Origin of the sequence: Buchnera aphidicola (Schlechtendalia chinensis) (genome assembly GCF_001648115.1) — a bacterium.
GTDB classification, from domain to species: domain Bacteria; phylum Pseudomonadota; class Gammaproteobacteria; order Enterobacterales; family Enterobacteriaceae; genus Buchnera_B; species Buchnera_B aphidicola_N.
The window spans coordinates 230,021-243,106 of sequence record NZ_CP011299.1 but is presented as its reverse complement, the minus strand read 5'-3'; the positions used below and the strand labels follow the sequence as shown (position 1 = coordinate 243,106).

Sequence of the window (13,086 nt, the reverse complement as noted above, 5' to 3'; positions counted from 1 at the left end):
TATTGCAAAATATGTAGAGGAACTGTGAAAACATTATTGAGGAATGCATTTTTTTTTTTAACTTTTTATATAAATAAATATAAAAAAGAAGAAAATGAACCAATTTACATATTTGGGAAAATTATTGGTACAACATGGAAAATAAACTTTATAAACAAAAATATAAATAAAAAAATATTAATCGAAGATATTAAAAAACAACTAGAAAATGATAATCAAGAGCTATCTTTTTGGGAAAAGAATTCTATCATCTCAAAATTTAACAACCGTAAAAGCACTTATCCACAAAAAATTAGTAAAAATTTGGCAAAAATTATATTAACAGCTTTACTTATAGGAAAAAAAACATCTAATGCCCTAGACATTACTATAGGAACGTTAGTTAATATATGGGGATTTGGACCTCAAACTCCACCAACTAATATTCCAAATCCACAAATCATTAAAAATGCTCTTTCATTAACTAATTTAAAATATTTAAAAGTTACTAAAAAAAATAAACAATATTATCTTCAAAAAAACAAAAAAAATATAATAGTAGATTTATCGACATTAGGAGAAGGATTTATTGCAGACCACTTAGGAGAGTTACTTCAAAAAAAAGGAATAAAAAATTATACTATTGCAGTTGGAGGAGCAATTATTACTCATACAAAAAATTATATTGACAAACCTAAAATAATAGCTATCCAAAAACCAACAGATAAAGAAATTAAAGCATTTATAACGGTAAAATTGTATAATCATGCTATCAGTACGTCAGGAACTTATAGAAATTACTACTACCTTAAAAAAAAAATTGTACATTTAATCAATCCAAATACAGGCAATCCTATCAATCATAATTTAGTTTCGGTGAGTGTAATCGCAAAATCAGCGTTAGAAGCAGATGCATGGGATACAGGATTAATGATATTAGGTTTTGACCAAGCAAAAAAAATTGCAATTAAAGAAAAATTAGCTGTATGTTTAATCAAAGAAGAAAAATTAAATCTATTTACATGGATTTCTCCTCAATTTCATATATTTCTCAAAAAAATATTTTAAAAAAATTGTTTTTCAAACATTAAAATTTTTAATACATCTTAAATATTAAAAAATAATAAGTTAAATCATTAATAAAATATAATAAAATAAACAGTACTTTCAAGTTGAAATTAAAATATATTGATTTACATTTAAAAATAAACATTTTATCATAAACTGATAAAATCAATCAAATCTTCAAACTTATATATCTGTCCATCACAAAGCATATAAAATAAATATGAAAGTTAACAGTGGAGAAACAATGGAAATGCTATCAGGATCTGAAATGATCATTCAATCACTGATTGACCAAGGTATCAAGTACATTTTTGGATATCCTGGAGGGGCAGTATTAGATATATATGATTCCTTAAAATCAACAAAAAAAATAAAACACATTTTAGTACGTCACGAGCAGGGAGCTACTCACATGGCCGATGGGTATGCACGAGCTACTGGGAAAATTGGAGTTGTATTGGTTACTTCTGGTCCTGGCGCAACTAACTCTATTACAGGAATTGCTACAGCATACATGGATTCTATTCCAATAGTAGTAATATCAGGACAAGTATCATCGTCTTTAATAGGATACGATGCTTTTCAAGAATGTGATATGATTGGAATTTCACGACCAATAGTTAAACATAGTTTTTTAGTAAAAAAAACAGAAGATATTCCCATAACGTTCAAAAAAGCGTTCTGGTTAGCTTCAAGCGGTCGGCCAGGACCAATTGTAATAGACCTTCCTAAAGACATTTTAAACTCATATAACAAAAAGCCGTATATATGGCCAATCGAAGTTAATATAAGATCTTATAATCCAATTACGAAAGGACACTCTAGACAAATAAAAAAAGCTATTGATATTCTAAAATTATCCAAACAACCTGTGATTTACGCTGGAGGAGGAGTAATTAGCGCAAACTGCCACAACGAATTAAAAGAACTAGCAGAAAAACTAAATATTCCTGTCACTACATCTCTAATGGCACTTGGTGCATTTCCAGGAAATCATCCCCAAAACCTTCAAATGTTAGGTATGCATGGAACTTACGAAGCAAATATGGCTATGCATTACGCAGATGTAATCTTAGCAATTGGAGTTAGATTTGATGATAGAACTACTAACAACGTGAAAAAATATTGTCCCAACGCTACGATTATACATATTGATATTGACCCTACATCTATATCGAAAACTATCACTGCACATATACCAATTGTTGGAAACGCAAAAAATGTTTTACAACAAATATTAGTATTTATAAATAGCAATATGTTTGTAAAAGAATTTTACTGTTTAAAAAAATGGTGGATAAAAATCCAAAGCTGGAAAAACAAAAATAGTTTGAATTTTGATACAAATAGCGACAACATTAAACCGCAGAGCGTTATTAAAACTATTTGGAAATTAACTAAAGGAAAAGCTTTTATTACATCAGATGTAGGCCAACACCAAATGTTTGCAGCACTATATTACTCTTTTCAAAAACCTAGAAGATGGATAAATTCAGGAGGACTTGGTACTATGGGGTTTGGTCTTCCTGCAGCACTAGGTGTTAAATTAGCGTTTCCAAATGAAACTGTTATTTGTGTCACTGGAGACGGAAGTATACAAATGAACATTCAAGAACTTTCTACAGCAATGCAGTATGAATTACCAATACTAATACTAAATTTAAATAATAAATCTTTAGGAATGGTGAAACAATGGCAAGATATAATTTATTCAGGTCGACATTCTCACTCTTATATGAAGTCATTACCAAACTTTATAAAATTAGCTGAATCGTATGGTCACTCAGGAATCTCTATTAATACTCCAAAAGAACTAGAAAAAAAATTACAGTTAGCTTTAGAAAAATTGCAAAATGGACACTTAGTTTTTGTTGACATAAAGATTGATGCTTCCGAGCATGTATACCCTATGCAAATTCGAGATGGAGGAATGAATAACATGCTATTAAGAAAAAATGGACAAAAATAATATGAAAAGAATTATATCTGTTTTACTAGAAAACGAATCTGGAGCTCTATCAAGAGTTGTAGGCTTATTTTCACAAAGAGGATATAACATAGAAAGTATAACAGTTGCTCCAACAGAAGACTCATCCATATCAAAAATAACAATACAAACAATGGGAGACAAAAAAATTATTGAACAAATTGAAAAACAATTGCACAAACTAATAGATGTATTGCGAGTTACAGAAATAGAATACGAAAATCATTTAGAAAGAGAAATTATATTAATAAAAATCAAAAGTACAACAAGCAACACCCGAAAAGAAATTAAACAAATTACAGACATTTTCGAAGGCATAATTGTAAACGTAACTTCCTTGTATTATATAATACAATTATCAGGAACTAGCAATAAAATAGACTCATATCTAGCAGTTATACGAAATATATCTGAAATTATTGAAATTTCTCGTTCAGGAGTTATAGGCATTTCTAGAAACTAATAATTTATAAGAATATATTTTGAAAACTACAAAACTATACAAAAAAAATATTAGTACTTTATGTATAGAATAAAATTTTATTTTCTTAAAATAATTTGTGTACTTATTTGTCTTTTAAAATGCGAATATATAAATTACATAAAAATAACACTTAAATACTGAAAAATTGTGAATAATTTAAACTTAACTCATATTCCTGTTTTAAAAAAAGAAACAATAAAATTTTTAAACATTAAAAAAGACGGTATTTACATTGACTGTACTTTTGGATTTGGAGGCCATTCGAAAGAAATCTTGAAAAACTTAAATGAAAACGGAATATTGTATGCTATTGACAAAGATCCGTATTCTATTAATGTAGCAAAAAAAATAAAAGATCATAGATTTCATATCATTCCTGGTAATTTTTCTAAAATTTTAAAAAGTTTTCAACAAAAAAAAATTCAAAGAAAAGTAGATGGAATATTATTTGATTTAGGAATGTCATCTATGCAAGTAAACGATCCTAATCGAGGATTTTCGTTTCTACTAGATGGACCATTAGATATGCGAATGGATCCAAAAAAAGGAATTACAGCACATAGTTGGTTAATTAAGTCTAACAAACAATTAATTTCAAAAGTATTATATGAATTTGGAGAAGAACGTTTTGCAAAAAAAATAGCTTTAAAAATTGTTAAACAAAGAAAAAATCGACCTATTGAAAGAACTAGCGAATTATCTAATCTCATTTCAAAAATTGTTCCAAGAAACAAAAAACACCCTGCAACACGAACTTTTCAAGCTATTAGAATATATATAAATAAAGAACTTGATGAGTTGAAAATAGCTCTCAAATATGTATTCAACATTTTAAAAAATAGAGGACGATTATTAATTATTACTTTTAACTCGCTTGAAGACCGTATAGTTAAAAACTTTATGTCAAAAAATAGTAAACTTGCATCTGTCCCATATGGACTAGCTATTAACGAAACGCAATTAAAAAGTTTACAAGAAATAAAATTAAAAATTATTGGTAAAATAATTCCAACAAAATCCGAAATCAAAAATAATCCAAGAGCGCGAAGCGCAATTTTGAGAGTTTCTGAAATCCAAAATATTTATGAACAAAAGCACTTATAATTTACAAAAAATTATTGTAAACGATTTTAAAAGATATTATAAAAAGTTAATGATATTACTTTTAATGATTACTACTTCTGCAATTTTAGTCATTACCATAGTTCACAAAACGAGATTACTAATTTCAAACGAAGAGCAACTAGATATAATGCAAAAAAAGATAACAGCACAATGTAACAATTTAATTCTAGAAAAAAATATCCTAAAATCGCATAGAAAAATCGAACAATATGCTAAAGAAAAGTTAAATATGACTTATTCTAACCCATTAAAAGAAAATATTATCATAAAATAACTAATGAAATTCTGAGGATTTTTTACTCATGAAATGTATTCTTAACGACATGCGATTTAAAAATTTTATAAAAAAAAAGTACAATTTCAATCATCGATTTGTAATTTTGTGTAGTATAATTATCATCTCAATTGTTATAATTGTATTAAACATAACTATATTGCAATTGTTTAAAGCTAAACAATTAATAAAAGAAAGTGACTCACGATCATCTAGAATACAAATAGAACCAAACTTGAGAGGAATGATTAAGGATAGATTAGGACATTTATTAGCTGTAAGCATACCTGCTAATAATATTTTTATTGACTCGAAACTATTTTTTTTAAAAAAAAAACAAATTTAAATAAAAACATATTAAAAAAATTATCTCAAATATTATCTGTTCCTGTAAAAAATATTACACAAAAAATCAACCATTTTCAAAAAAGTCACTTTACATATTTGGCACGAAAAGTCAGTCCAGAAATTGGAGAATATGTAAAAAAACTACATCTTCCAGGTGTGTATGTTAACGAAGATTTTCAAAGATATTATCCCTTTGGAAAACTAATTTCGCAATTAGTTGGAATAACTAATATAGACGGAATAGGTATCGAAGGAATAGAAAAAAAATTTAATTCCATCCTCTCAGGAACTCCAGGAAAACGAAAAATAAGAACAGACAAATTCGGAAATATAGTAGAAAATACAACATTAATTAAAAAAAACATTCCACACGATATAAATTTAAGTATCGATATTAGATTACAAACTATCCTATATCGTGAATTGAGTCATGCTGTCAATTTTAACAAAGCTAAATCTGGAACAGCCATATTAATAAATATAAAAACTGGAGAAATTCTAGCTATGGTTAACAGCCCGACTTACAATCCTAATAATTTTAAAAAAATACCTATGGAATTTCTGAGAAATCAAGCTGTTACTGACATGTTTGAGCCTGGATCTACCGTAAAACCAATGGTAATTATGAAAGCTTTACAAAAAAAAATTATAACTCCAAAATCCATAATAAATACAACTCCATTCATAATAAACAAACATATAATACATGACGTTTCGCAACACGAAAAACTATCAGTTACCGAAATCTTAAAAAAGTCAAGCAACATTGGTATATCTAAACTAGCACTATTAATGAAAGCATCTGAATTAACTGATATCTATTCTAAATTTGGTTTAGGAAAATTAACTACTCAAGATCTTCTAGGAGAAAAAAGTGGAATATACCCTAAGCGAAAATATTGGTCTGATTTAGACAAAGCAACATTTTCTTTTGGTTATGGTCTTATGGTAACTCCATTACAATTATCTAATGTTTATACAATTATTGGAAGATATGGACTATCTAAACCATTATCTATTATTAAGAATAAAAAAAGTGCTAGCACACAGGTATTTCCAAAATTTTTTGTAAAAACCGTTCTCAAAATGCTTGAATCAGTATCTGAACCAGGAGGTATAGGAATTAAAGCAGCAGTCGAAGGATATAAAATCGCAGTAAAAACAGGAACAGCAAAAAAAATTAACTCAAAAGGAAAATATGTTAATAGATATATAGCATATGCAGTAGGAGTAGCTCCAGTTAGTAATCCGAAATTTTCTTTAATAGTAATGATTAATGATCCACGTTCAGGACAATATTACGGTGGTACAATTTCTGCTCCAGTTTTTAGTTCAATTATGAGATCTGTATTGAGAATAACTAATACTAAACCAGACAATTTATCTCAATATAATAAAAACCAAATATTAAAACGATAAAAAATTAATTAAAAGCATTCTGAATTTCATAAAAATGCAATAAATTTATATATAGTTACATTGACAAAGGTAAAAATTTCAAAATTATTTAAAATCTATATTTTAAGTATCAAAATATTTTATTTTGTTAAAAACTATTGCTTAAATTTTTACCTTTGTCAATGTAAAATAAATTTTACGAAATAAAGATATATTGTTTATAATGTTTTTAAACTATATATACAAATGTTTTATACTTTTTTTTTAAATAATATAAATTAATATCACAAAAATATGACACAAAAACTCGTTCTTATTGGAGTTACTGGAACAAATGGAAAAAGCACAGTAACCCATATTATTGCTCAATGGAATCAATTATTAAATAACAAAACTGGAATTATGGGAACATTAGGTAATGGAATATACAACAATCTGAAACCTTCCTTAAACACAACTGAATCTTATGAAAATATACAAAAATTTCTTAAGAAAATGTTAATAAAAAATATAAAAACAATTACTATGGAAATATCGTCTCATGGAATAGTACAAAATAGAATAGCAAATTTACAATTTTCTATAGCAATACTAACTAATGTAACATCAGATCACTTAGATTATCATAAAAATTTTACAAACTATGCACAATCAAAATGGCACTTTCTATCTAATTATAAAATAAAAACATTTATAATTAACGTTGACGATTACATTGGGAAAAATTGGATTAAAACATTACCAAAAAAAAATACTATTGCTGTAAGTATTCAAAAAAAATTCAATTATTCATCTTTTAAAAAATGGATATTTGCATATCGTATTGTACGTTGTACAAATTATACTTATATATATTTTAACTCTAGTTGGGGGTCAGGTTTACTAAAAAGTAAATTAATTGGACTTTTCAATGTTACTAATTTATTATTAGCCTTAGCAGCATTGCTAAAACTGGGAAATTCAATTTTCAAATTAACAGAAACATGTAAAAATATAATACCTATTTTGGGAAGAATGCAAACTTTAAAAGTTCTAAATAAACCATTAGTTATTATTGATTACGCACATAATGAAGATGCTTTTAAAAATGTTCTAAAAACTATTCGTAACTTATATCATCACAAAATATGGTGCATTTTCGGATGCGGTGGTGAAAGAGATACGTTAAAAAGACCATTTATGGGAAAAATTGCAGAAAATATAACTGATAAAATAATTCTAACAAATGATAACCCAAGAAATGAAAATCCAATACAAATTTTTAAAGATATTGTAAAAGGATGTAATTGCAAAAAAACAACGTACATTATACCGAATCGAAAGAAAGCTATTTATTTCGCTATAAAAAATGCAAAAATTTGTGACTGTATCGCAATATTAGGAAAAGGTCACGAAAAATATCAAATTATAAACAATAAAAACCATTTTTTTTCCGATTATAAAATAACTAAAAATTTATTAAGAAAAATATGATTCCAATATCTCTGAAAAAATTATGCAAAATTACTAATGGAATTCTTGTAAATAAAAATACACTAGAAAATAACAATATAATAATTAACAATATCAGTACCAATTCTAAAAAAATTGTCTCAGAATGTTTATTCATCGCTTTAATTGGAAAAAATTTTAATGCACATGATTTTATTAACGAAGCAATAAATAAAAGAGCTTCCGCATTATTATTAGAGCATAGAGTTAAATCAAAAATACCACAAATAATTGTTAAGAACACTACATCAGCCTTAGGAAAAATAGCGTCTTGGATTAGAAAAAAATGCAAAGCGAATATTATTGGAATAACTGGATCTTCTGGAAAAACATCTGTAAAAGAAATTACCGCATCTATACTTAAGTGTTATGGAAATACTCTATCAACATTCAAAAACTTAAACAATAACATTGGAGTTCCGTTAACATTATTAAACTTAGACAATTCACATAAATTTGCGATCATTGAAATGGGGGCTAATCAACCTAAAGAAATTTTATATTCAACAAAACTAACAAATCCCGACATAGTATTAATAAATAATATTTATCACTCACACTTAGACGGATTTAAATCATTTCTAGGCGTCTCTAAAGCTAAGCAAGAAATTTGTTCTGGATTATCTGAAAAAGGTACAGCTATATTCAATTCAGAAAGCCACCATTGGTCAAAATGGAAAAAAAACGTCTTAAATAAAAATGTTTTTTGGTTTTCAATAAAAAAAAAGTCAATTGTTTGCTAATCGTATTTCTATTAGCAATCAAGGTTCTTCTTTCTCACTTCATTCTCCGTATTGGACAACAATTGTTAATTTACCTCTTTTAGGATTTCATAATATTTCAAATGCTCTGGCTGCAATATCAATAGCAATAATTTTAAAAATTCCGATTAAAATAATTAAACTCGGATTATCTAAAATCCCAAAACTTCCAGGAAGATTAGAAATTATTAAATTAGATAAAAATAAAACAATTATAGATGACACTTATAACGCTAATGTAGCGTCTATGATCACAGCAATTAAAGTTCTAGAAAACATGCCAGGCTACAAAATTTTTATTTCTGGAAACATGTCTGAATTAGGAAAAGATGATATTTTATATCATAAAATCATTGGAAATTTCATGTATATTTCAAATATAAATGAAGTCTTAAGTATTGGGGAACTCAGTAAGAACATAAGCGTGTATAGTAATAAAGGAAACCATTATTACTCTTATCAAACACTAGTTAATTATTTAATTAAAAAAATGCTCTTGCATAAGGAATTTACAATCTTGGTAAAAGGATCTAGAAGTGAGAAATTAGAAAATTTAGTAAACAAAATAATTCAGGAATATAATTATGGCTTTAATCATCATTAAATATTTTCATTATATAAATTCAACCAAATTTACATATTTAATTTACCGTTTTATTATCAGCTTGTTAACTGCATTATTCATATCTTTTGCGTTTGGATCATATGTTATTAATTTTTTAAACAAAAATAAAATTTATCAAAAAATTAGAAGTAATACTCCAAAAACACACAGTGTAAAAAAAAATACACCTACTATGGGTGGACTACTCATATTGTTTTCTGTTACTATATCAGTTTTATTTTGGTCAAACTTATCAAATATATATATTTGGTACACCTTAACAATTTTTCTAGGATTTGGAGCAATAGGTGTTGTAGACGATTTTAAAAAAGTTTATTTTAAAACATCAAAAGGTTTATCGTCTGGATGGAAATTTTTTTTTATCTGTAATTACTATTATTTTCATTATTTTGATTTGTTACAATACTAACAATAATTTCTTTTTGCAGGTAATACTTCCAATTCAGAAAAATTGTATAATAAAAATTGGTATTATATACACATTCTTATTATATTTAACACTATTAGGATCTAGCAATGCAGTGAACTTAACAGATGGATTAGACGGATTAGCTATTGTTCCAGTAATTGCTGTAACTTCAGGACTATGCTTATTATCCTTAATTTCTGGAAATTTATATTTTTCTAAATACTTTAATATCGTGTATGTAAGTCATATAAACGAATTAGCTATTTTCGGCGCAGCTATTATAGGTTCAAGTTTAGGATTTCTTTGGTTTAATACTTACCCTGCAAACATATTCATGGGGGATAGCGGTTCACTTTCTTTAGGAGGTGCTATAGGAACTATAGCAATATTGTTACATCAAGAAATAATATTTTTTATTATGAGTGGTACTTTTGTTATTGAAACTATATCAGTAATCATTCAAATAATATATTTTAAAATTATGAAAAAAAGAATATTTAAAATGGCACCAATTCATCACCATTATGAATTACAAGGTACTCCTGAACCAAAGATAGTAATACGATTTTGGATAATTTCTATAATATTTACATTATTAGGTTTTACTTTTATATTCAAGGTTAGCTAAATGAACTATTATCATAAAAAAAAATATTAATACTTGGAATGGGAATTACAGGAATTTCTTGTTTAAAATTTTTTATTTCTAGAAAAATTTATCCTAAAATAATGGATTTCAATTATAAACCACAGTGCATTGCTCACGTCCTAAAATTTAAAGATATTATTTATCATGTAGGTTCAATAAACTATCAATGGATTCAAGAATCTAATTTAATTATTACCAGTCCTGGAATACCATTATTCCATCCAGCATTAATATATGCACGAGAAAAAGGAATTAAAATTATAGGAGATATCGAAATATTTGTTAAAGAAACTAATATTCCAATCATTGCAATTACAGGGTCTAATGGAAAAAGTACAGTTACTATAATGGTTAAAAATATATTAAAATCAGCAGGAATAAAAGTTTATATAGGAGGTAATATTGGAATTCCTGCATTAAAAATACTGAATTATCCTGCAGAAATATATATATTAGAACTATCTAGTTTTCAATTAGAAACTACTTACAGTTTAAAAGCAAAAGTTGCTATTATACTAAATATTAGTCCTGACCACATGAATAGATATCCGATAGGAATGATGGAATACGTTAAAACAAAATGTAAAATTTATCAACATGCAAAAAAATATATTATAAACGTCGAAGATGAATTTTTAAAAAATAATAATATTGATAAAAAAAATTGCATTACATTAGGTATAGAAAAAGGAGAATATCACTTAACAAAAATATTAAACGATTTTTGGTTATGTTACAAATCAAAAAAACTATTAAACACCAAAGAATTACTAATATCAGGAAAACATAATTATATGAATGCATTGTCCGCTTTTTCAATTGTTCATAGTTTAAATGTAAACATTGAAATTATCTTAAAATCTTTAAAAAAATTTTGCGGATTACCTCATAGACTTCAACTGATATATGAAAAAAATAATGTAAAATGGATTAATGATTCCAAATCTACAAATATAGGAAGCACAAAATCAGCTATTGAAAATTTTCTACCAAATATAGAAGGAAAAATCAGATTAATATTAGGAGGAGATGGAAAATCAGCTAACTTTTCTCCATTAATACCATATTTAAAAAATGAAAAAATAAAAATTTATTGTTATGGAAAAAGCGAACAAGAACTAGCAAAGTTATGCCCAAAAAAATCTATATGTTTAAAAACACTTAAAAATGTAATAATATCCATAAAAAAAATAGTTAAATCTGGAGATGTAGTTTTACTTTCTCCATCATGTAGTAGTTTAGACCAATTTTCAAGTTTTGAAGAACGAGGAAACATGTTTACAAAATTTGTCAAAGAGCTATACAAATGATACTGAAAAATTTTTTATCAAGAATTCTTAAAACAAATTTTAAAAAGCGTAAAACATATCATATGAATATACTATATGACATTCAATTAATATGGTGCACCATAAGTCTTCTATTAATTGGACTAATCATGGTTACTTCTTCTTCTATGTCGATTGCTCAACATATGTACAACGACTTATTTTTTTTTACAAAAAAAGAACTTTTATATTTAATATTAGCTTTATTATTAGCAAAAATTTCCCTTCAAACTTCGACATTATTTTGGAAAAGAAACAGTGGGAAAATTATTTTAACATCAATTATGCTATTACTATTAGTATTAACAATAAGCAATCCAATTAATGGTTCTTTGAGATGGATAAAAGTCGGATTTATACATATACAACCAGCTGAATTATCAAAACTTGCTATGTTTTGCTACTTATCTAATTACTTATCACGTAAACATCTGAAAATTACTAATAGTCTTTGGGAATTTTATAAACCTATAGGAATAGTATTTATTATATCAATATTATTATTATTAGAACCAGATTTAGGAACAGTTGCAATATATTACATAACTATATTATCTTTATTATTTATCACCGGAGTAAAAATTTGGAAATTTATACCTGTCATACTAATCAGTATTATTATTACTTTTGTATTAATAATAATGACTCCTTATCGAATTGAAAGAATTTTTTCTTTCTGGAACCCTTGGAATGATCCATTTGGAACAGGTTATCAATTAACACAATCACTTATGGCGTTGGGAAGAGGAAAAATTTTTGGAGTAGGTTTAGGGCATTCTATTCAAAAATTAGAATACTTACCTGAAGCACATACCGATTTTATTTTCTCTATAATTGGGGAAGAATTAGGATGTTTTGGAGTTTGTATTATACTATTTATAATATTCTTCATTTCCTTTAGAGCTCTAAAAATTGGAAAAAATGCATTTAAAAATAATGAAATTTTTTCTGGATATTTCGCGACTTCAATTGGAATTTGGTTCATTTCACAAACTCTAATCAATATAGGAACTACTATTGGTCTAGTGCCAGCTAAAGGACTAACTTTGCCATTAATTAGTTATGGTGGATCTAGTTCAATCATTATGTGTATTGCTATTTCTATATTGATTCGAATAGATTTTGAAACGAAAATGAAAAATAAATTTTACTTAAACTAA

The 13,086-nt window shown here is 26.3% G+C and carries 10 protein-coding genes and 2 pseudogenes; all 12 read left to right on the top strand.

The features are described from left to right. The first annotated feature begins 24 nt into the window (after positions 1–24). The 12 genes and pseudogenes from XW81_RS01070 to ftsW all read left to right on the top strand — a co-directional run bounded on the left by XW81_RS01070 (position 25) and on the right by ftsW (position 13,086). A complete protein-coding gene (locus XW81_RS01070) occupies positions 25–1,047 on the top strand; it encodes an FAD:protein FMN transferase (RefSeq protein ID WP_195182287.1) in 1,023 nt (340 codons plus the stop codon). A 244-nt stretch (positions 1,048–1,291) separates the two neighbouring features. After that, a complete protein-coding gene (ilvB, locus tag XW81_RS01065; protein WP_075474080.1) occupies positions 1,292–3,016 on the top strand; it encodes a biosynthetic-type acetolactate synthase large subunit in 1,725 nt (574 codons plus the stop codon). A gap of 1 nt (position 3,017) precedes the next feature. Continuing rightward, positions 3,018–3,497, top strand: a complete 480-nt coding sequence (ilvN, locus tag XW81_RS01060) for an acetolactate synthase small subunit (protein ID WP_075474426.1) — start codon at positions 3,018–3,020, stop codon at positions 3,495–3,497. A 168-nt stretch (positions 3,498–3,665) separates the two neighbouring features. Then, on the top strand, positions 3,666–4,622 hold the full coding sequence (rsmH, locus tag XW81_RS01055; protein ID WP_075474078.1) for a 16S rRNA (cytosine(1402)-N(4))-methyltransferase RsmH: 957 nt from the start codon (positions 3,666–3,668) through the stop codon (positions 4,620–4,622). After that, complete coding sequence (gene ftsL, locus XW81_RS01050; RefSeq protein ID WP_075474076.1) at positions 4,603–4,917, top strand: cell division protein FtsL; 315 nt, start codon at positions 4,603–4,605, stop codon at positions 4,915–4,917. The genes rsmH and ftsL overlap by 20 nt, the downstream gene beginning before the upstream one ends. Positions 4,918–4,966: 49 nt before the next feature. Then, positions 4,967–6,684, top strand: a pseudogene (locus XW81_RS01045) (penicillin-binding transpeptidase domain-containing protein). A 273-nt stretch (positions 6,685–6,957) separates the two neighbouring features. After that, positions 6,958–8,136, top strand: coding sequence for a UDP-N-acetylmuramoyl-L-alanyl-D-glutamate--2,6-diaminopimelate ligase (locus tag XW81_RS01040; RefSeq protein WP_075474074.1), 1,179 nt, complete (start codon positions 6,958–6,960; stop codon positions 8,134–8,136). Continuing rightward, positions 8,133–8,897, top strand: a complete 765-nt coding sequence (locus XW81_RS02895) for a UDP-N-acetylmuramoyl-tripeptide--D-alanyl-D-alanine ligase (RefSeq protein ID WP_228860889.1) — start codon at positions 8,133–8,135, stop codon at positions 8,895–8,897. Before XW81_RS01040 ends, XW81_RS02895 begins: the two co-directional genes overlap by 4 nt. Then, entirely contained in the window at positions 8,887–9,519 is a 633-nt protein-coding gene (locus XW81_RS02890) for a glutamate ligase domain-containing protein (protein WP_228860888.1), read from the top strand. The genes XW81_RS02895 and XW81_RS02890 overlap by 11 nt, the downstream gene beginning before the upstream one ends. Further along, positions 9,500–10,577, top strand: a pseudogene (mraY, locus tag XW81_RS01030) (phospho-N-acetylmuramoyl-pentapeptide-transferase). The gene XW81_RS02890 and the pseudogene mraY overlap by 20 nt, the downstream one beginning before the upstream one ends. Positions 10,578–10,600: 23 nt before the next feature. Further along, the gene (gene murD, locus XW81_RS01025; protein WP_267471149.1) at positions 10,601–11,908 is read left to right on the top strand and encodes a UDP-N-acetylmuramoyl-L-alanine--D-glutamate ligase; all 1,308 of its coding nucleotides are present in this window, start codon (positions 10,601–10,603) and stop codon (positions 11,906–11,908) included. Beyond that, positions 11,905–13,086 (top strand): cell division protein FtsW, encoded by a 1,182-nt coding sequence (gene ftsW, locus XW81_RS01020; protein WP_075474071.1) that lies wholly within the window; start codon positions 11,905–11,907, stop codon positions 13,084–13,086. The genes murD and ftsW overlap by 4 nt, the downstream gene beginning before the upstream one ends.

Bases quoted from the DNA above. Each gene is read 5' to 3' on its own strand.
- ftsW (WP_075474071.1), top strand. From the start codon at position 11,905: ATGATACTGAAAAATTTTTTATCAAGAATTCTTAAAACAAATTTTAAA.
- ilvB (WP_075474080.1), top strand. From the start codon at position 1,292: ATGGAAATGCTATCAGGATCTGAAATGATCATTCAATCACTGATTGAC.
- XW81_RS01040 (WP_075474074.1), top strand. From the start codon at position 6,958: ATGACACAAAAACTCGTTCTTATTGGAGTTACTGGAACAAATGGAAAA.
- XW81_RS02895 (WP_228860889.1), top strand. From the start codon at position 8,133: ATGATTCCAATATCTCTGAAAAAATTATGCAAAATTACTAATGGAATT.
- ftsL (WP_075474076.1), top strand. From the start codon at position 4,603: ATGAACAAAAGCACTTATAATTTACAAAAAATTATTGTAAACGATTTT.
- ilvN (WP_075474426.1), top strand. From the start codon at position 3,018: ATGAAAAGAATTATATCTGTTTTACTAGAAAACGAATCTGGAGCTCTA.